The organism is Paenibacillus sanfengchensis, from assembly GCF_036864765.1.
GTDB lineage: Bacteria > Bacillota > Bacilli > Paenibacillales > Paenibacillaceae > Fontibacillus > Fontibacillus sanfengchensis.
Genome location: NZ_JBAGJC010000002.1, coordinates 94,622 through 112,981, shown reverse-complemented (window position 1 = coordinate 112,981; position 18,360 = coordinate 94,622). Strand labels below are relative to the sequence as shown.

The following is an 18,360-nucleotide window of genomic DNA, read 5'->3' as shown; positions in this document are numbered from 1 at the left end:
AGGATGTAACAGTTAGGTCTTACAGCACGAATTAGGGATCTTTTTCGGTCTCGTGTTCCAATTTTTGTTGGAACATGAAATAAGAGGACTGCCCTCTTGTTCGTAAAAATTAGAGTAAGAGGGTTTGCCGGGGCGCGTACATAAGATTAAAATAGTTAATGTGGCTATATAAATTGAACTTGAATTTGCTAGGAGGCAGCCGTGTGGAATGTTCTTCCGATCGCTGTTGTTCCCGGATTTCTGGGTTAAGTAAAACAAGTCGGTAGAAATCCAGTCACAAAGGCGAACGCAGCCTACGCTTCCGAAGCAGCTTTCTTACAGAAAGCTTGTAGCTTCTCCAGAATCATTTCACACTCTTGCCTAAAGCTAATTTTCTAGTTCAACTTATATAGCAAGTGGTGCAGAACGGAATTGAGCAAAGTGCGTTTGGAACCGTCTTCCTTGATGCGGCATATATTGTCGCTATATAGGGGTGTTCGGCAGCCGTGGGAAAGGCCCGCCGCCGAAGGGCTCTACAAGGAGGAATGGCCATGGTTGTTCACATGGGTTGGATATTGCTCGGCTATGTGATGGCAGCACTGCTCGTGCACCTTTCTTACGGCAGGCTTCGGCGGCAACCGCCGGAGGACTCCGGAAGAACGCACTATATTTTGGTCACCCGGAATCACGGGGATCAAATGGAATGGTATTTAAGAGCTTTATCATGGTATGCGCGGATTCGTGGCGAGTCCGTTAAAGTGACGGTGCTGGACGAATATTCTCAAGATGATACCCGTAGGATCGTGCAAAGGTTGCGGAATCAGCCGGGGATCGAACTGGCGCTGCGGTCATGGAGAGCGTCAGGCGATGCCGGGATGAGCGGGTCTGGCGCGCTGGCGGAAGAAGAGACCCTGATTTATGTGGATCTTCGCAAGCCGCAGGAGGCGGCAAAAATCCCCTATGTCCAGGTATGAATTAATTTATAGAGAACATGAGTTGAAAGTGTGAAGCACACTCTTTTCAGGCTATAGGCCGGGGAGTGTGCTTTTTTGCGTTGTTTGGGCTGTTTCGGATTCTGCAGCAAGCTGAAAAATTCAATAATTTTCCTCTAATTTATATTTTTTTACTTCCATAATCGGGAGTACCTTGAAGAGGGGGTTAACAAATGAAAGTCGGGCTGTATGCGGTCAGGGGGAGTTTGCGTTGGGCATTGAGGATTACGCTGGATATGCATACCGATCTTTATTGGTGGTCAAACGGGATGGAAACGAAAGAGGAAGATGGTCATCGGCCAGATCAGGGAAAGGGGAAATTTTCCGAAGCAGGGCAGGCGGAAGGGTTGCTGCAGTTGTCCTCCGGAATGCCGCTGGGATGGGCGGTGACCCTTCGTGACGGGTTCGGTCTTCGTCCGGTCGAAACATTGGATGGATGGACGGCTCGCGATTGGATGCGATACATGGAGGAAGCCTTAGCCGCGGAACTGGAGGAGGAACGGAAGGGTATTGTAAAAGACGGAGGGCGCGGCGAGCCGGTGGGAATCCGTTCGCTGAATGAGGTGGCGAACCCGCAATGGTTGTGGACCCGAGGGCGGGGAGTGACGACCTCGGGAGCGGTCCTGCTTCGGGGGCGGGGCCACCCCGAAGCAGGGCCGCGCGAGGCGGCGCGACTCGCGGACGCGCTGACGGGGCGGTCGCTGCTGGAGGCGGAGCTCCAGCAGCTTTTGGCGGAACGCCTGCCGGAGCTGGGCCCGGCCTGGCGCTCCGCGCTGCAGCTCGCGCACCTGCAGGGGCGCGTGCAGCTCACTTCGGGCGTCGCGCGAGCGGACGCCCGGGGCGGGGCGGCCCGCCCGCTCGCGCGGCGGGCCCCGGAGCTCCGCTGTCGGCGCTGCGGCAGCGGGGTGCACCGCCGCACGCCCTGCGGGTCGTGCGGCTGCGGCGGCTGCGCCTACTGCGAGGCCTGCCTCGCGCTGGGGCGCAGCCGCTCTTGTGCGCTGCTGCTGCGCGGCAGCAGCGCCGATGTGCCGCCCGCCGCAGGCGGCGGCACGGGAAGCCCCACCGGGTCCCTGCTGGACCGGTGGGGCCTCAGCCCTGCGCAGCGCGAAGCGGCGGGCGCCGCGCTGCGGTTTTTGGCGCAGCCGGGACCGGTGGCTGCGCCAATCCCCAGGGCCGCCTCCCCCGAGGCCGGCGGCCCGCTGCGCCTGCTCCCCGCCCGGCTGCGGCCGCGCCGGGCCGCTCCGTCCGGGCCGGCGCCGGGACCGCCCCGCTTTTTGCTCTGGGCGGTGACCGGGGCGGGCAAGACGGAGATGATCTTTCCGCTGCTCCGCTACAGCCTGGACCGCGGCGGTAAAGTGCTCGTCGCGACCCCGCGGCGCGACGTGGTCCTGGAACTGGGCCCGCGGATCGCCCAGGCGTTCCCGGAGGTGCCCACCGCCGTTCTTTACGGAGGCAGCCCGCAGCGCTGGGAGGAGGCGAGGCTGTTTCTGTCGACGACCCACCAGCTCATGCGTTTTTACCAAGCGTTTGATCTGGTCATCATCGACGAAATTGACGCTTTTCCTTACCATAACCATCCAATGCTGGAGTATGCCGCAGAGCAGTCGTGCAAGCCGAGCGGACGATTTGTCTTTCTCTCGGCTACGCCCCCCGCTCCCTTGCAGCGTGAGGTTCGGAGCGGCCGGTTGCCCCATGCTAAAGTTCCGGCGCGGTTTCATGGTCACCCGCTCCCGCTGCCTCGGCGAATCGTCATAAAGCCGGTCGATGTCTGCTTGCGCCGGGGGGAGCTTCCAAAAGCCTTGCTTTCCGCTTTGGAGACATCGATGAAAAGAGGCGCGCAGATCTTTATTTTTGTGGCGCGCATTCGCCATATCGAACCTGTCGTCGCGCTTTTGCGGAGGCACTTCTCTGCTGAGGCTGTTGAAGGAACGTCATCGCAGGACAAGCAGCGGGGCGATCATGTGCTCGAGTTCCGCGCTGCCCAAACCCGAATTTTAGTGACGACCACCATTCTGGAACGTGGAGTAACCGTGCCAAAAAGCGATGTATACATACTGGATGCCGACAGCGATCTGTTCGATGAGGCCTCCCTGGTCCAGATGGCCGGACGGGCGGGAAGATCCAAGGATGATCCGAAAGGACGGGTGGTGTTCGCTTCCCCGGAATGGACCCGGTCCCAAAAAGGAGCCGTCCGCCAAATCCGCGAGATGAATGAGATGGCTCGTAAACAAGGCTTTTTAAAAGAAGATGAGGAGGTCGTGAAGAAATGAAAAATACGTCTTGTGCCTGTGAAGAGTTGCAACGCCTGGTCAGACTGAGAAATCGGGTATGGCCCGGCGGGTATCACCGGGATGGTGGAGAAGATACAGGAGCGGTGCCTGACCGTTTGGTCGGTTGCAGCCGAGAAGGAGCCGTGGTAAACGAAGAACGATCCGTTTCCTATGCGAGAATCGATTGGAGCACAGCCAAGGAAGCGGTGCTGTCTCCGCTGCATAATCTGCTTGCTCCTCCCGCTCTTCCTTGTCTGACCTGCGGCAAAATGATCTCCGGCACCGCAAAAGGCTACCCGGAAATTTGCTCCTCCTGCTACGCAGCCATCCCTTGGATTACGTCTTTGAAATGTAAAAAATGCGGGCGCCCGGTAGGCTGCCCCGATTGTACCCGGGAAGGGGCGCCGGCGCGAAATTTTGTGCTGAACCGCAGTGCGGTTTCCTACAATGCCACGATGCGGGAGTGGCTTGCCCAATATAAATTCAGAGGCAATGAGGCGTTGGGCCCCGTTCTGGCACGCATGACCGGATTTGCCGCACAGCGAATGCTTCGGGAATTGAGTGAAAAAAATGGCGGGACAGGCGACAGGTTTCGTTTCGATGCCGTAACTTTTGTGCCGGTCAGCGAGGACCGGCTGCTGGAGCGCGGGTTCAACCAGGCCAGAACGTTAGCGTTGGAGGCGGCCTCCATTCTCGGTTCCCCGCTGCTCCCTTTGCTCGAGCGTGTCCGCCATACCGAGAAGCAGAGTTTTAAAAGCCGGTGGCAGCGCCTGCGTGACCTGCAGGGGATCTTTTGCCCGGCGGAGGACGCGTGGGATCAGCTCAAACCGGCGCTCGATCGCCCTGGGGCCAAAACTTTTCCGTGGTCGGTTTTTTCACTTCATGATTCTATGGTTGCCGAAACCTCTCGTGCTAGACCGATCCGGCTGCTGTTGATTGACGATGTTTATACCACCGGAAGTACGGTCGATACCTGTGCCGGTTTGCTCCGCGAGTTATGCGAATCCGAGGGGCGTTCGGCGGAAATCTATTGCCTGACGTGGGCGAGATCCTAGTCGGAAATCTGGGAATATTTTTAAAACCCATGGACGAACTTCCCTAAATAAGGTAATCTAACAGCATAACGTAATATTGAAAGGACGAACGGTCGAATGGCTCTAAATGTAGAAAATTGTCCGCGCTGCGGAAGGCTGTTTGCCAAGAATTTCAAAGATATCTGTCCGGTTTGCATTAAGGACATCGAGAAGGAATACGAAAAGTGTCTTGAATACCTGCGTCAGGAGAAGACCGCGACGATTCAGGAGGTTTCCGACGCTACGGGGGTCTCGGTTCGGCAGATAACGAAATTCATTAAAGAAGGCCGGATCTCCATCGCCAATAATCCAAATATGATGTATCCCTGTGAAGTTTGCGGTGTGCTCATTCGTGAAGGCAATATGTGTGACGGGTGCCGGGGACGGCTTACCCGGGATTTGACCGCCGCTGCCCGGGAAGAAAGGAAAGCCGGTGAAGAGGGGAATAAAACCGGCGGAGCTTACGGCGTTATCGACAAATTCCGTGGTCCTTCGAGATAAAAATCCCGAAAGTTTGGCATAATATTCTTTATAATCCAACGGTTCGCTATTAAATATGATTCAATCCACGCCGATAAACTTAGTAAAGATTATCGGCTTTTTTATTTGGAAAGAAAGGTGGAGCCCTTATGAAAATCAATGAGACCGGACGGCTTGGTGCCATAAATAATTATCAACGGCAAGTGGATACGTATCGTAAAGACGCTGACAATAAGACCCGCCGCAAGGATGAGGTATCGATTTCCACGGAAGGGATGGAGATGCTGAAAGCTCAGGGCAACGTTCAGGACTCCGCTCGCGCGGAGCGGATCGCTGAACTGAAATCCCAGGTTTCCTCGGGAACCTATCATGTGGACGCCGGCAAGCTGGCGGAGAAGCTCGTTCCGTACTTCAAGTCTTTTACCGATAAATAATAGGGGGCGGCTATGGAAGTTCAAAAATTAATCGATGGTCTCACCCAAATGGATGAGCTCCATGTCAAGTTGCTGGAAATTATGGAGCAGAAGAAACAATCCATTCTGAACCGAAACTACGAAGAACTGGTGGGGACTCTGTCGCGGGAGTCGAAGTTGGTCAAAGTTATTGAAGAGAGCGAGAAGGAGCTTTTGGTCGCGGCGCAGGAATTTTTGCAGTCCAAGGGCATTAAATCGCGGCTTGAACTGACGATATCGGAAATTCTCCGACTGGTGTTCGACCCCGAAGAGAAGCGAGCGCTGGATGAGGCAAGAGTGAGATTAGGGAAGCGCTTGGTGGAATTGAAGCACGCGAACGCTTTAAATCAGGATTTAATCACACAATCGCTCTCCTTCATCGATTTTTCTTTGAACCTGATGATCGGTGGAGAGGACGATGGAGCGACCTATTCGCCTCCTCAAGGCCAGGACAGAAAGCCTGCAACGAGAAGTATGTTTGACACGAGAGCTTAATTATTACGAAACGTTAAAGGAGAATTGCAGATGACCTCCACTTTTCATGGCATCGAAACGAGCAAGCGCGCTCTGTTTGTAAATACCGTATCAATGCAAACGTTGGGGCATAACATCGCCAATGCCAACACCGAGGGATACACGCGGCAGCGGGTGAACCTGAGAGAGGCTAACCCGATCTGGGCGATGGGGATGACGAAGAGCCAGCAGCCCGGACAATTGGGAACCGGCGTCGAGTACACAAGCATTACGCGGATTCGGGACAGCTTCCTGGATACCCAATTCCGGCGCGAGAACCAGTTGCTGGGTTCTTGGGAAATCCAGAACGCCAGTATGACCGCCATCCAGAATATCTTGAACGAACCATCGGGCAGCGGGCTTAGCGCGGTGATGGACGATTTTTGGAATTCCTGGGAGACTTTGAACCGGGACCCTTCCTTGCTCAGTGCACGTGTGGCTGTAGCCGGTGCGGCCAGCAACATGGTGGATACGTTGAAACATATCAGCGAGGCTTTAACCAACCTGACGAATGACTTGAACAACAACATCGATAAGAAGGTAATGGAAGCCAACAATATCGTCGAAAATATTGCAAGATTGAATGTTCTGATTCGCGACAACGAGAGTTTCGGCGATAACGCCAATGATTACCGGGACCAGCGCGATTTGCTGCTGGATAAGCTGTCGACGATTGTAGATGTCCAGTATGTCGAGGACGAGAACGGTATGGTTAATATTATCTCCGCAGGTGCGAATGTATTGGAAGGCGAGAACGTTACGCCTTTGACTGTAGCGAACGCCGCCACAGCTACCGCGGGGCAACTTCACGGATACACACGGTCCCTTCAAGAAACCGATCTGATCCGCAACCAGTTGAACGGTTTGGTAGGCACTATGGTAACGGGCGAAGTTAAGGTGACCTTGAGTAACGGCTACATTACTACGAATAATATGGTGGCTTTAAACGATGTGACGGTGGATGGACTGGGCGTTATTCCTGCGGGCCAATCTATTCCGGCCGGGTCAAAGATTACGTCTTCTATGGATGTCATGGTTAAAGGTTTTAATGGACTGCATCAATTGGGATATACCTTAACGCAACCGACGACCTCCGGCATTCCTTTCTTTACGTCCGCTAGCGGGAATTTTACGATCGACAGCATTCAAGTGAATCCGGAGATTCTGGCGGACACGAATAAAATTGCCGCATCCTCGCAATATGAGACCGTGAACGGCGTAAACAAAGTTATTCGCGGGAACAGCGACGTGGCCAACGCATTGGCGAGTATGCGAGACGCGATCTTTACTTTCCCAGATGCGCTTACCTCCATGTCCCAGGGATCGACGGATGATTATTTCCGCGCGTTGACGGCCGATCTCGGGATTCGGGCCAGCAATACGGAACGGAACCATCAGAACGAACAAACGATGACCGATAATTTGCAAATGCAGCGTCAATCCGTGAGCGGGGTTTCCATGGATGAAGAGCTTGCCGATATGATTCGTTTTCAGCAAGCGTATAATGCGGCCGCCCGGAACATGACTACCGTCGATGAAATGCTGGATCGGGTTATCAATCAGATGGGACGGGTAGGGTTATAAAATCAAAGTTAGCTGACTAGCTTTACGAAGGAGGTTCATCCATGCGCGTAACAGGCATGATGCAAAATATTCAGCTTTTGAAAAACTTGCGCAACATTAATACATCCATGACCACAGGGCAGCAGCAGCTGACTACCGGTCAAAAAATCAGCAGACCGAGTGACGATCCGATCGGCACGGGATATCAAATGCGTTATGACACCGACCTTGCGCGAAGCGAGGAGTTTTTGACGAATGCCAAGACAGGTTCGGAAATCCTGAAAACGATGGATTCCTTGCTGCAGCAGGCTTCGGATGTTTTGAAACGTGCGCGTACGTTGACCATGCAAGCGGCTAACGGAACTTATGCTCTGGAACAGAGACAAACCATTGCCGCTGAAATTAAGCAATTGAAAGAACAGATGGTGACGATCGGTAACAGTACCTATAACGGAAGATACCTGTTTAATGGACAAAAAACGGATCAGGCGCCATACACAGCTGCTGGAGCATCCGGCGAAAAGACGGATCCGGGCTTGTTCTATCTGAATGTAAGTCCTTCCGTAAAGGTACCGGTTAGTATAACGGGTGAGGTTGTATTCGGAGCTGCCGGGACGGACAACGTATTTAAGGTGTTGGATGATCTTGCTACTGCTCTCAATACGGATAACCGTACTGGTATAAGTGCCGCATTAGGGAAGATTGATGCGTCGGCGGACCGTTTATCGGTAAGCTGGGCGGAAATCGGGGCCCGGATGAATCGGTTTGAGTTGATGGAGAATCGGATTTCCGATGATCAAGTCAGTTTAAAAGAGCAGCGTGCGCATGTGGCCGACGTGGATGTCCCTACCGCGATTATTGATCTAAAGTCCAAGGAGACGGTACTGCAGGCCGCTCTTTCAACGGGAGCAAGAATTATGCAGACCTCGCTTGTTGACTTCCTAAGATAATAGGTGCGGCTGTGAAGCGAAGGAGGAAATATGCCAGGGATTCAACCTATGCTGTCAAGTGATTGGGGAGCTTATCGCCCAGCTGAACTGAATATTCGGATGAAATCGGCCGAAATGGATACGGATTGGACTAGCGTGTTTAACGATCTGGAATTAAAGCGACCGATGACGTTAGCAAAAGAAATAGAACAGCAAGCCTGGTCAATGGCAATTGAGAATGTGGCCATCAAAGCTCAGGAAGGCGACCGAATGATGAACATTGCCGCCGGGGAGAAAAATGTCTTTGGAAGGATCGCCCACGATCGTTACATGCGCAATGGACAAAAGGAAGTGACGGTTGAGGCCATTCCTCACCAGGGCGTTGTTATAGATTTTCGCATCTATCCACCCGAAATTTCGATCGATCCGAGAGGGGCCCTTCCAAAATGAAAAAAATGCATAGTGAGGCATATGGAATGCTTGAAGTTGAAGACAGCCAGATCTATCTGTTTGAATCGGGAATTCTGGGAATTCCCGATATCCGGCAGTATGCCCTGCTTCCGATGGAAGGCACTCCTTTTTTTGTTCTGCACGCGCTTGGGGAAGAAGTCAGCTTTATTTTGCTGCCATCGCACGAGGCTGTGGAGGATTACAGCTTCCGCATTACCGACGAGACCATCGGCCTGCTTGAATTGAAATCACCGGAAGATGTCGGGGTGATGTTAATTGTGAACATTAATCAGGACGAGCTCTATGTTAACCTGATGGCTCCGATTCTCCTCTCTCCACATTCCCAGAAAGGTTGCCAATATATTATCAAGGATCAGGAGCTACCGGTCCGTCATCCATTGGTGCCGAAGGGGGAAGCCTAAATGTTGGTGCTGAGACGAAAAGTCGGCGAGACGGTGATGATCGGCAGTGATATTCAAGTGCAAATTTTGGGGATCGAAGGGGATCAGATCAAGCTAGGGTTTTTGGCCCCCAAAGATGTACAGATTTTAAGGCAAGAACTATACGAAGGTATTGTTGCCGAGAATTTGGCAGCTAAGGAACACACAACTCAATTACAACAAGAACAAATCCTGAACCTGCTGAAAAATTTTAAAATATAAATTCATTTTTAGGGCAGGTGGGTTTGGATGAATATCAACGTGAACCGCGTGGATGCTAATTTTTCAGACACCGTAAGATCAGCGGAACTTGGAATCAAAAAAAGCGCACCGTCTCTGTCAGACAACAGTGCTAACATCAATGAGCTGAAAGCGCAAAAGTTTTTAAAAGAGCAGCAAGAAGAACTTGAAAAGCAAGCTAAAAAATTAAACGAATCGATCGCGTCGACCGGCAAAGAGCTAAAGTTTAAATACAACGATGAAGCCGAAGAATTGTATGTGGAAATCATCGATTCGAAAACGAAGGAGGTCCTGACCAGCCTCCCTCCGGAGTTTTTGATTGAGCTGTCTGTGAAAATGAAGGAAATGATAGGCATGTTTTTTGATAAAAAAATTTAAGTCACGGAAAGGATGATACTTATGCCAACAGTTACGTTTCCCGGCTTAGCCTCCGGGTTTAACTCGAAAGAATACATTGATGCGGTTATGAAAGCAGAGAGAATTCCCTATAACAAGCTGGAAGAAAAGAAGGAAATTACGACAGCTTATAAAGGTGTTTTTGACAACCTGAGAACTAAGTTAAATAAGTTTAAGGATGCTGCTGCGGACTTAAAGTTAGCCGGCAGTTTTACGGTGAACAATGCCACGGTATCGGATGCTACGAAAATGACGGTAACCGCGGGTGAGTCTGCTTTAGCGGGCAGTTATGCAATTAAGGTGGGTAATCTGGCTAAGCAAGGGGTCTATCAAAGTAAAGTCATGCAACAGAATGCTGATATTAGTGGCTTAGTCGGTCAGAAAATTCAGTTGAAATTGTCGGATTCGGAAATTACGGAAATTGAATTGACAGGTGCAAATATCGACGAAGTACTAAATAACTTGGCTAAAAGCATCAATAGCAATACTAAATCCGGAGTTTCCGCTTCGATCGTGCAAACTTCATCTACTGAAAAGAGGTTGGTCCTTACCTCCAAAGAAACCGGTGCGGCTCATGAAATCAATTTTATGGATCCCATTACGAATTGGAGCACATTGACTCCAGAAGACAGAAAACAGGTTTTGCAGCCGACAGGGGATCACCCTGTAATTTTCATGTCGAGTGCCGTAAAATCGGCGTTGGGTTTCGACGCCGCTGATGCACATATTCAAACAGCCAGTGATGCGCAATTGACAATTAACGGAGTAGCCGTGAGCAGTGCTTCCAATTCGATTAAGGACGCAATACCGGGTGTAACGATGCAATTGACCGCCATTGGAGATTCGACAGTAAAGGTCAGCCAAGACACGGATAAGATCGTGGGCAAAGTACAAGCATTCGTGAATGCCTATAATGATATTGTTAAGACAATAAAAGCAAATACACCTAAGTCCAGTAAGAACAGTGATGGATCCTTAACTTTGACATTACAAGGTGATTCGACTTTAAGGTCGCTGCGCAATGAGCTTGGTTCTTGGATGGACAGCATTGTAGGGAATGTCCAAGGTTTCAAACTGCTAAGTGATATTGGACTGGAAGTGGATAAAGGCGTTAAAACTGCTGCTGATATGACAGGTGAAATCAAGTTTGATGCCGAACTGTTTAAGAGTAAGTTGGCCGAGAATCCGGAAGCCGTGCAGAAGATGTTCACGGCCAGTACAACTAATGGGGATGCAGTTGATGGAATAGGTGCCCTTTTTGAAAAAAATCTGACACCTTGGACTCGGAGTACCGACGGCTATATGGCATCACGAATCACCGCGTACGAATCGGATATCAAATTTATTACAGAACAATTGGACAATATGGATTTGAGATTAAAAAAGAGACAAGCGACACTGGAAAGCAAATTTGTGAACATGGAAAAAGTGATGTCGGGTTTGAACAATCAATTGACATGGATTAAAGGTCAGGTAGCATCCCTGACTAAATCTTCATCATCCAATTAATGGGAGTTGGAGCTAGTGGCTTTTAACACAGCAGGTTACCAAGCATATCAGAAGAATAAATACCAGACGGCTTCCCCTCATCGGTTAACACTAATGCTTTACAATGGTGCCATCCAATTTGCTGGTCAGGCCGGGGCTGCTATTCAGCAAAATAACATTGTGGATACAAATACTTATATCCAAAAGACTCAGGATATCATCTATGAGTTGATCTCCTCTCTTAACATGAAAGAGGGAGGGGAAATTGCACGAAATTTGCGGCAGTTATATTTTTATATGATAGACAAGCTGATCGACGCAAATATAAAGAAACGTGTAGATTTGATTAAGGAAGTTATAGATCTGCTGAACGAGCTAAGAGAAGCTTGGGACCAGATTGGAAAAGGAGGTACACTTGGACAATCTTGAGTCGGTGATTTCACTGTTGGCAGAGCGAAAAAGTCTGTATGGCAAGTTGCTGCAATGTTCTAGAGCACAGCTTGGCCTATTTGACCGATTAAGAAGTGAAGAGGAACTTCCTGTCGAGTTCCTGGAATTACAGGACCAGTGGGAGAGTACTTCGTCGAATATTAATGAGATACAGAAGAAGTTGGAAGAAACGGCACCGGAACAGGGTATTCAAGACTCGGGACTGGTAGAGATTATGCAAGAGTGCATCGAGAATATGAGTCTGCTGCAACAGAAGTTGACAACCTACAAGGAGAGTTTAAATGGGGACTTTCAAAATATCAGAGATCAAAGAACCCTGATGAACGCTTACTATGGAATTACCCGCAAAACACCAATTTCATTTTATTTCGATGAAAAAAAATAAAAAATTCTCCTAAAGACCTAAACAATTAGTTTCTTCCGCCGATATAAATAATAGGCCACAAGGATGTAGCCAATATAAACCAATCATGGAGGATGATTACGATGGGAATGTTTATCAACACTAACGTTGGCGCGATTAACGCTAACCGCAACCTGAACTTCAACAACACGAATATGAGCAAGACGATGGAAAAGCTGGCTTCCGGCTACCGCATCAACCGTGCTGCTGACGATGCTGCAGGTTTGGCAATCTCTGAAAAGATGATTTATCAAATCAACGGTTTGAACCAGGCGCAACGCAACGCGCAAGACGGCATCTCCCTCTTGCAAACGGCTGAAGGTGACTTGACTGAAGTTCACTCCATGCTGCAACGTATGAACACGCTGGCTAACCAATCGGCGAACGGTACTTACCAAACTGAAGACCGTAATAAGATCCAACTTGAGGTTGCAGAACTTGTTAAAGAAATTGACCGTATTGTTGACAACTCCAAATTTAACGGAGTTAACTTGCTGAACGCAAGCGCTACTGTTACTTTCCAAATTGGTGTTAATAACAACGAGACATTGGATGCGAAATTGGCTGACAACAATACTGCGGTTCTCTTTAGTGCAGCAACTTTGAATGTTGCTACAGTAACGGGTGCAAGAAGTGCAATGGCGGTTATCTCCAAAGCAATCAATACAGTATCTCAAAACCGTGCGCAACTTGGTGCTTACCAAAACCGTTTGGAACACACCATCAACAGCTTGGGTGTAACTTCCGAGAACTTGTCGGCTGCTAACTCCCGGATCAAGGATGCCGATATGGCAACTGAAATGACGGCATTCACGAAGAACCAAATCCTGGTTCAAGCGGGTACGGCTATGTTGGCACAAGCTAACTCCGCACCTCAAGCAGTTCTTAAGCTTCTTGGTTAATAACCGGGAAAAAGGCCTCCAAAATTTGGAGGCCTTTTTTTTTATTGTTCTATACAGACCGTTGCTGGATAAACCGATAAAATAAGTAATACTCGAAAAAAGGTGTGTAGTTCATGAATATAAAAGTAGATCAAGCCAAGCAGATCTCCGTAGTGAATTTTAAGGAAGAATTTGAGAAATCGTGGATGAGCTGTTTGACAGATATATATCATGAGGATAGATTAATTCATCATGTGGATATCGATGGACAAATTTATTATAGCGATTACGAAAACCACATTAAGAGTAATGTGGACTTGATTAAAGAAATTCACATTATTACTTTTTCGAGGCTAGAAAGTATAGCCGAAACTGAAACTGCTTTATCAGAATATTTGGTCAAGTACGTTCCCGGGATGGAGGAAATTACGAACAAGCTTTACGGAGACGTGTCTCCTGAAACATGGGAAGAATTTGCTGCCGGGTTAAAAGGTCTCCAATGGATCGTGAGCTCGTTAGAGTTTTTAAGGTTTTTATATACACCAGGATCGGAAAAAAGTGCACATATTCAGGATTATTGCTCTCGATTATCCCAAATCGTGAAAGAGCTTGATAAGGAGATGCAAAGTAACAATTTAGTAGGTGTAGCGGACCTGTTGCAGTATGAGCTATTGCCTTGTCTAAATGATTTTTTGTCTGAAGAAAAATAAGGAAGGTTCGTGGATATGGACGTATTCGATAAAAATTTGAAATTCCTTGAGCAGAATTATCCCCAGTTACTTCCGGTTATTCAGGGAAACGATATGGGTTCCTGTACCCGAGTTTTCACCAAAAAGCAAGAGCCAAACATCATTTTGAATACGGAAGGAGCGGAAGTCTATCTTCATAGCAAATATAACGCCGAGGAAGAAGCGCGAAAATGGGCTCTTTCTCTTGATGAACAAGATATTTATTCCGAACACTTGTTAATTGTAGGCTGCGGTTTGGGGTTTTTTTTAGAGCAACTGCTTGATCATTCGAAGTCCTCTTCAATTTATGTTTATGAACCGAATATTCAAGTTTTGAAAGAGTGGGCTCAGAGCAGAGATATGTCGAAGGCTTTATCTAATCCGAAAGTTCGTTTATTTGTGGTCGGGGAGGACGAGTTTTTTCAAACCGTGGTGGCTCATAGTATTTCTTCTTATGTAATAAACACGATCAGCATTGTTTCTCCACCTGTATATAAAAGAATGTATCCAAACATGGTAGTTGAATTACAGCAGAAAACGAGAGATGCTCTTCATGCTCATAGAACGAATCAGGCAACGCTTAGTACTTTCAATAAAGAATGGCTTGAAAATGTATTGTATAATTTACCTTATGCTAGACAAGTAGACTCGGCAGCTAAGCTTAAAGATCGTGCCAAGGGAGCAACGGCCATTATTGTTGGATCTGGCCCCTCCTTAAAATATGATATCGATTATCTGAAATCTGCGGAATCTAAGTGTCTTATTATAGCGGCGGGTTCAAGTATTCAAGCCTTGGAACACCATGGAATTACCCCTCATATTGTCGTGTCTATGGATGGAGGCCTCCCTAATTACAAGGTCTTCCAAAACATTGATACAGGGAGGGTTCCTCTGGTATTTTGTTCTCAGATCAATTACCAAATCGTTGAAAATTACAAGGCTCCATTATTCTGTTCGGCATTAGATACGGACGAAGTAACCCCATATGTCGTCGGCCAAGAATCACTACCTAAATTTCAATCAACTACATCGGTCACAGGTACTGCGATGCAGTTGGCAGTTTACATGGGAGTTTCTGAAATTGTTTTAACAGGACAGGATCTTTCCTACCCTGGACACCAATATTATTCTTCAGGTGTGAATCATATCTCTTCCAACATAATAGAACGGGAACTAAATGGAGCTAAAGAGTTAGTGCCAAATGTGGATGGTGGAGAAAACCCGACTACTTTGAAAATGAAAGTAACCTTAAATGATCTTGGGTTATTAGTTCAATTAATTCATATGCAGGGGGTTAAGGTAATCAATGCTTCCAAACACGGAGCATTAATTCAAGGCACGGAATGGAGAACAATGGAGGAGTTATTGCCTCAGTGGTTAAAGAAAGAAGACCAAGATTTTAGAATTGAAAGATTCGCATCATCATCTTCTTCTGAAGAGAAATTAGAACATTTATCTAAGGTTAAAACCGATATTCAATCCCTATATGTGAAAACAAAAGAACAAAACAAACGAATTAACCGAATGGCGGATCTGATTAAACAGTTAGCGGATAAATCGGAAAGCGGAAATATAAACACACTTTCAAAAAGATTAAATGAAGTGGACAAATTGTGGACAACGATTACCAGACAAGATGTTTTTAAATTATTTTATTCATTTTTACTAAAACACCACATTGATGTTTATATGCGACATGTAACTACTATTGTCGAAACTCAAAATCAACGACAGAAAGCAGCACTTATAGTGGAACATCTAGGCAAGCTGGTAAAAGCGATGAACGACTTGACTCCGGAGATATATGAAATTCTGAATAAAAGCATGGATCGAGTCGACTTACTAAAAGATAGATTAGGTGATGTCAGCTATGAACGGACAATTTAGAGGGGCGAAAGTATTAATCGTAGGCGGTACAGGTACAATTGGTCAAAGCTTGCTTCGCGAAATATTAGTAGACAATCCTGAAGTTGTTCGTTTGTTGAGCCGGGATGAATTTAAGCAGTTTCAGTTACAGCATGAATATAAGGAATACACGAATATTCGTTACCTAATTGGAGATATCCGTGATTATAATCGATTGGAAAGAGCTATGCAGGACATAGATTATGTATTCCATACTGCTGCTATGAAGCATGTTCCTGCGTGTGAATATAACCCTTTTGAAGCCGTACAAACCAATGTTCTGGGTACACAAAATGTCATCCAAGCCGCATTAACCTGCAATGTGAAGAAAGTGATTTTTACGAGCACGGATAAAGCCATTTCACCTACAAATACTTATGGAGCATCAAAACTCATGGCTGAAAGGTTAATTGCCGCGGCTCAATATCAGGCAGGTTCAAAGCAAACTAAATTTGCTGCTGTACGATTTGGAAATGTTATGGGATCCAGAGGTTCGGTTATCCCGCTGTTTGAGTGGCAAATTGAAGAAAAAAGAAAAATTACAGTTACCTGCAAAGAAATGACAAGATTTATGATGAGTTTGAAACAGGCAACCGAACTAACTTTAAAGGCTATGGAGATCGCCCAAGGCGGTGAGATTTTTGTTCTAAAGATGCCTGTTGTTAGACTTATTGATTTGGCACACGTTGTCATTGAGCAGACTAGTTCTAAATTAAACCTTGAACGATCAAGTATCGTGATAGAGGAAGTTGGTCTTCGCCCAGGGGAGAAAATGTTTGAAGAATTAATGACCGAAGAGGAAGCTAGATATGCTGTAGAAACTGATGACATGTTTATTATTCAAAATTCTTTTATGGAAAAACGAGACTATTCAGGCGCTTTCCCGGCAAAAATTCAAGGTTACAGTTCACATAGTTCTACTCCCGTTGATATTCAACAGCTTCATTTATTAATTAGTGATAAAAAGTAGAAATTATTTCATGAGGTGGGACAATGAAAATCTTATTAACAGGCGGGGCCGGATTCATTGGTCGTTGGGTAGCGAAACAACTATTAGATGGGGGTCACCAACTTTGGATACTGGACGATCTTTCAAACGGTAGAGAGGAAAACATCAGAGAGTTTTTGGATCATCCAGGAATGAAAAGGTTTATTATAGGATCTATTCTGGACGAAGCCTTGTTAACAGATCTTTTTGAAAAAAATCAATTTGAATTGTGCTATCATCTGGCTGCTTCGATTAATGTGCAAGATTCGATTGATGACCCTAGTACGACATTTAAAAATGACACTGTAGGCACCTTTTATATTTTGGAACAGTGTCGAAAGCATAATACTAAAGTTGTGTTTATGAGTACTTGCATGGTGTATGATCGGTGTAATGATGATCAAGGTATAAGTGAGGTGCACCCTACGAAGCCGGCATCCCCGTATGCTGGGGCAAAGGTAGCAGCAGAAAACATGGTACTGTCTTATTACTATGCGTACGGGCTACCAACAGTAGTTATTCGCCCTTTTAATACTTATGGGCCTTATCAGAAGACTGGTGGCGAAGGTGGAGTTGTTGCAATATTTTTGAAAAATCATTTGAATGGATACGACTTGAATATTTATGGTACCGGTACTCAAACCCGTGATTTGTTATATGTAGAGGATTGTGCTCGCTTTGTAATCCAAGCGGGATTGTCATCCTCTGTTAATGGAGAAATTGTAAATGCGGGTCTTGGGAAAGATATATCTATTAATGATTTGGCATTAATAATTACTAATGATAAAACAAAGATAAAGCATGTAGATCATATTCACCCTCAAAGTGAAATCCAAAAATTATTATGTAACTCGAATAAAGCAAAACGATTATTAAACTGGAAGCCTGAGATCAGCTTAGAAGTTGGGCTTGAACTTACAAAAAAATGGATTGAAGAGACGGGTATGATATAATGTCTACCCGTATTTCTATCTACCAGAAATCGTTGAGAGGTTGATTAGAAATGAAAACAGTTGCAATAGTTCAGGCAAGAATGGGATCCTCAAGATTACCAGGAAAGGTAATGAAGAAACTACAGGATAAAACGGTTTTAGGCCAGGTAATTACAAGACTTAAAGCGGTCGGACAAATTGACGAAATTGTTATTGCTACTACCTCAAATTCAGAAGATGATGTAATTGTTACGGAAGCTGAACAGTATAATGTGTCCTATTTTAGAGGAAGCGAAGAAAACGTTTTGTCCAGGTATTATCTAGCAGCTTCAGCTCTGTCAGCAGATGTAATTGTAAGAATTACCTCCGACTGTCCTCTTATAGATCCTGTTATCACAGGAAATACCATAGATTTGTTCAACAGATCAAACGTAGACTATGCTAGCAATAAAATGATAACAACCTTTCCTAGAGGGCTTGATACAGAGGTATTTACTTTTAATGCGTTAAAAAAATCATATGAGGGCGCATATAATGAGATTCATAGGGAACATGTTACCCCTTATATCTATTTACATCCCGATCAGTTTAAAGTAGCAGATTACACATGGCATATTGATTATTCCAAATATAGATGGACATTAGACACTGTCGAAGATTATCAATTAATTTCTAGAATTTACTATGATCTGTATAGTCCGGGTAGTATTTTTTCATGGCTTGAAGCAATTGAGTTAGTGAAACGTAAACCCGAGCTTTGTCTTATCAATCAACATATTGAACAGAAAAAATTGGGAGAATAGCTCAT

Annotated in this window: 21 protein-coding genes; all 21 read left to right on the top strand. The window is 46.6% G+C overall.

What is annotated here, in order from left to right:
- The first annotated feature begins 530 nt into the window (after window positions 1–530).
- The 21 genes from V4U84_RS03980 to V4U84_RS03880 all read left to right on the top strand — a co-directional run bounded on the left by V4U84_RS03980 (window position 531) and on the right by V4U84_RS03880 (window position 18,355).
- Window positions 531–953, top strand: coding sequence for a hypothetical protein (locus V4U84_RS03980; RefSeq protein WP_334076806.1), 423 nt, complete (start codon window positions 531–533; stop codon window positions 951–953).
- Window positions 954–1,144: 191 nt separating this feature from the next.
- Window positions 1,145–3,241, top strand: a complete 2,097-nt coding sequence (locus tag V4U84_RS03975) for an ATP-dependent helicase ComFA (protein WP_334076805.1) — start codon at window positions 1,145–1,147, stop codon at window positions 3,239–3,241.
- The gene (locus tag V4U84_RS03970; RefSeq protein WP_334076804.1) at window positions 3,238–4,296 is read left to right on the top strand and encodes a ComF family protein; all 1,059 of its coding nucleotides are present in this window, start codon (window positions 3,238–3,240) and stop codon (window positions 4,294–4,296) included. Before V4U84_RS03975 ends, V4U84_RS03970 begins: the two co-directional genes overlap by 4 nt.
- 96 nt (window positions 4,297–4,392) lie before the next feature.
- Window positions 4,393–4,815 carry a TIGR03826 family flagellar region protein gene (locus tag V4U84_RS03965; RefSeq protein WP_213507729.1) on the top strand — a complete coding sequence of 141 codons (423 nt, stop codon included), beginning with the start codon at window positions 4,393–4,395 and terminating at the stop codon, window positions 4,813–4,815.
- 128 nt (window positions 4,816–4,943) lie between these two features.
- On the top strand, window positions 4,944–5,228 hold the full coding sequence (flgM, locus tag V4U84_RS03960; RefSeq protein WP_148452931.1) for a flagellar biosynthesis anti-sigma factor FlgM: 285 nt from the start codon (window positions 4,944–4,946) through the stop codon (window positions 5,226–5,228).
- 12 nt (window positions 5,229–5,240) lie between these two features.
- Window positions 5,241–5,741: a flagellar protein FlgN gene (locus V4U84_RS03955; RefSeq protein ID WP_334076803.1), complete on the top strand. Its 501-nt coding sequence runs from the start codon at window positions 5,241–5,243 to the stop codon at window positions 5,739–5,741.
- Window positions 5,742–5,771: 30 nt separating this feature from the next.
- Window positions 5,772–7,343 carry a flagellar hook-associated protein FlgK gene (flgK, locus tag V4U84_RS03950; protein ID WP_334076802.1) on the top strand — a complete coding sequence of 524 codons (1,572 nt, stop codon included), beginning with the start codon at window positions 5,772–5,774 and terminating at the stop codon, window positions 7,341–7,343.
- A gap of 41 nt (window positions 7,344–7,384) precedes the next feature.
- Window positions 7,385–8,272 (top strand): flagellar hook-associated protein FlgL, encoded by an 888-nt coding sequence (gene flgL, locus V4U84_RS03945; protein WP_334076801.1) that lies wholly within the window; start codon window positions 7,385–7,387, stop codon window positions 8,270–8,272.
- Between the two features lie 30 nt (window positions 8,273–8,302).
- Window positions 8,303–8,701 carry a DUF6470 family protein gene (locus V4U84_RS03940; protein ID WP_334076800.1) on the top strand — a complete coding sequence of 133 codons (399 nt, stop codon included), beginning with the start codon at window positions 8,303–8,305 and terminating at the stop codon, window positions 8,699–8,701.
- A 26-nt stretch (window positions 8,702–8,727) separates the two neighbouring features.
- Window positions 8,728–9,123: a flagellar assembly protein FliW gene (gene fliW, locus V4U84_RS03935; RefSeq protein WP_334076799.1), complete on the top strand. Its 396-nt coding sequence runs from the start codon at window positions 8,728–8,730 to the stop codon at window positions 9,121–9,123.
- Window positions 9,124–9,363: a carbon storage regulator CsrA gene (gene csrA / locus V4U84_RS03930; RefSeq protein WP_334076798.1), complete on the top strand. Its 240-nt coding sequence runs from the start codon at window positions 9,124–9,126 to the stop codon at window positions 9,361–9,363. It begins immediately after the preceding gene.
- Between the two features lie 27 nt (window positions 9,364–9,390).
- Complete coding sequence (locus V4U84_RS03925; RefSeq protein WP_334076797.1) at window positions 9,391–9,759, top strand: flagellar protein FlaG; 369 nt, start codon at window positions 9,391–9,393, stop codon at window positions 9,757–9,759.
- Between the two features lie 21 nt (window positions 9,760–9,780).
- Complete coding sequence (gene fliD / locus V4U84_RS03920) at window positions 9,781–11,286, top strand: flagellar filament capping protein FliD (protein WP_334076796.1); 1,506 nt, start codon at window positions 9,781–9,783, stop codon at window positions 11,284–11,286.
- Window positions 11,287–11,301: 15 nt separating this feature from the next.
- A complete protein-coding gene (gene fliS, locus V4U84_RS03915; protein ID WP_334076795.1) occupies window positions 11,302–11,694 on the top strand; it encodes a flagellar export chaperone FliS in 393 nt (130 codons plus the stop codon).
- Entirely contained in the window at window positions 11,681–12,100 is a 420-nt protein-coding gene (locus V4U84_RS03910; protein WP_334076794.1) for a hypothetical protein, read from the top strand. The genes fliS and V4U84_RS03910 overlap by 14 nt, the downstream gene beginning before the upstream one ends.
- A 101-nt stretch (window positions 12,101–12,201) precedes the next feature.
- Window positions 12,202–13,020, top strand: a complete 819-nt coding sequence (locus tag V4U84_RS03905) for a flagellin N-terminal helical domain-containing protein (RefSeq protein ID WP_334076793.1) — start codon at window positions 12,202–12,204, stop codon at window positions 13,018–13,020.
- A gap of 113 nt (window positions 13,021–13,133) precedes the next feature.
- Complete coding sequence (locus V4U84_RS03900; protein WP_334076792.1) at window positions 13,134–13,709, top strand: hypothetical protein; 576 nt, start codon at window positions 13,134–13,136, stop codon at window positions 13,707–13,709.
- A gap of 15 nt (window positions 13,710–13,724) precedes the next feature.
- Window positions 13,725–15,614 (top strand): motility associated factor glycosyltransferase family protein, encoded by a 1,890-nt coding sequence (locus V4U84_RS03895; RefSeq protein WP_334076791.1) that lies wholly within the window; start codon window positions 13,725–13,727, stop codon window positions 15,612–15,614.
- Window positions 15,598–16,602, top strand: coding sequence for a UDP-N-acetylglucosamine 4,6-dehydratase family protein (locus V4U84_RS03890; RefSeq protein WP_334072147.1), 1,005 nt, complete (start codon window positions 15,598–15,600; stop codon window positions 16,600–16,602). The genes V4U84_RS03895 and V4U84_RS03890 overlap by 17 nt, the downstream gene beginning before the upstream one ends.
- 23 nt (window positions 16,603–16,625) lie before the next feature.
- Window positions 16,626–17,573: a dTDP-glucose 4,6-dehydratase gene (locus V4U84_RS03885; protein ID WP_334072146.1), complete on the top strand. Its 948-nt coding sequence runs from the start codon at window positions 16,626–16,628 to the stop codon at window positions 17,571–17,573.
- A 50-nt stretch (window positions 17,574–17,623) separates the two neighbouring features.
- Window positions 17,624–18,355 carry a glycosyltransferase family protein gene (locus V4U84_RS03880; protein WP_334072145.1) on the top strand — a complete coding sequence of 244 codons (732 nt, stop codon included), beginning with the start codon at window positions 17,624–17,626 and terminating at the stop codon, window positions 18,353–18,355.
- The last annotated feature ends 5 nt before the right edge of the window (window positions 18,356–18,360 follow it).

Bases quoted from the DNA above. Each gene is read 5' to 3' on its own strand.
- V4U84_RS03975 (WP_334076805.1), top strand. From the start codon at position 1,145: ATGAAAGTCGGGCTGTATGCGGTCAGGGGGAGTTTGCGTTGGGCATTG.
- V4U84_RS03925 (WP_334076797.1), top strand. From the start codon at position 9,391: ATGAATATCAACGTGAACCGCGTGGATGCTAATTTTTCAGACACCGTA.
- V4U84_RS03895 (WP_334076791.1), top strand. From the start codon at position 13,725: ATGGACGTATTCGATAAAAATTTGAAATTCCTTGAGCAGAATTATCCC.
- fliD (WP_334076796.1), top strand. From the start codon at position 9,781: ATGCCAACAGTTACGTTTCCCGGCTTAGCCTCCGGGTTTAACTCGAAA.
- V4U84_RS03900 (WP_334076792.1), top strand. From the start codon at position 13,134: ATGAATATAAAAGTAGATCAAGCCAAGCAGATCTCCGTAGTGAATTTT.
- V4U84_RS03885 (WP_334072146.1), top strand. From the start codon at position 16,626: ATGAAAATCTTATTAACAGGCGGGGCCGGATTCATTGGTCGTTGGGTA.
- V4U84_RS03980 (WP_334076806.1), top strand. From the start codon at position 531: ATGGTTGTTCACATGGGTTGGATATTGCTCGGCTATGTGATGGCAGCA.
- flgL (WP_334076801.1), top strand. From the start codon at position 7,385: ATGCGCGTAACAGGCATGATGCAAAATATTCAGCTTTTGAAAAACTTG.
- V4U84_RS03905 (WP_334076793.1), top strand. From the start codon at position 12,202: ATGGGAATGTTTATCAACACTAACGTTGGCGCGATTAACGCTAACCGC.
- V4U84_RS03965 (WP_213507729.1), top strand. From the start codon at position 4,393: ATGGCTCTAAATGTAGAAAATTGTCCGCGCTGCGGAAGGCTGTTTGCC.
- V4U84_RS03955 (WP_334076803.1), top strand. From the start codon at position 5,241: ATGGAAGTTCAAAAATTAATCGATGGTCTCACCCAAATGGATGAGCTC.
- V4U84_RS03880 (WP_334072145.1), top strand. From the start codon at position 17,624: ATGAAAACAGTTGCAATAGTTCAGGCAAGAATGGGATCCTCAAGATTA.
- flgK (WP_334076802.1), top strand. From the start codon at position 5,772: ATGACCTCCACTTTTCATGGCATCGAAACGAGCAAGCGCGCTCTGTTT.
- V4U84_RS03940 (WP_334076800.1), top strand. From the start codon at position 8,303: ATGCCAGGGATTCAACCTATGCTGTCAAGTGATTGGGGAGCTTATCGC.
- flgM (WP_148452931.1), top strand. From the start codon at position 4,944: ATGAAAATCAATGAGACCGGACGGCTTGGTGCCATAAATAATTATCAA.
- csrA (WP_334076798.1), top strand. From the start codon at position 9,124: ATGTTGGTGCTGAGACGAAAAGTCGGCGAGACGGTGATGATCGGCAGT.
- V4U84_RS03890 (WP_334072147.1), top strand. From the start codon at position 15,598: ATGAACGGACAATTTAGAGGGGCGAAAGTATTAATCGTAGGCGGTACA.
- fliW (WP_334076799.1), top strand. From the start codon at position 8,728: ATGCTTGAAGTTGAAGACAGCCAGATCTATCTGTTTGAATCGGGAATT.
- V4U84_RS03970 (WP_334076804.1), top strand. From the start codon at position 3,238: ATGAAAAATACGTCTTGTGCCTGTGAAGAGTTGCAACGCCTGGTCAGA.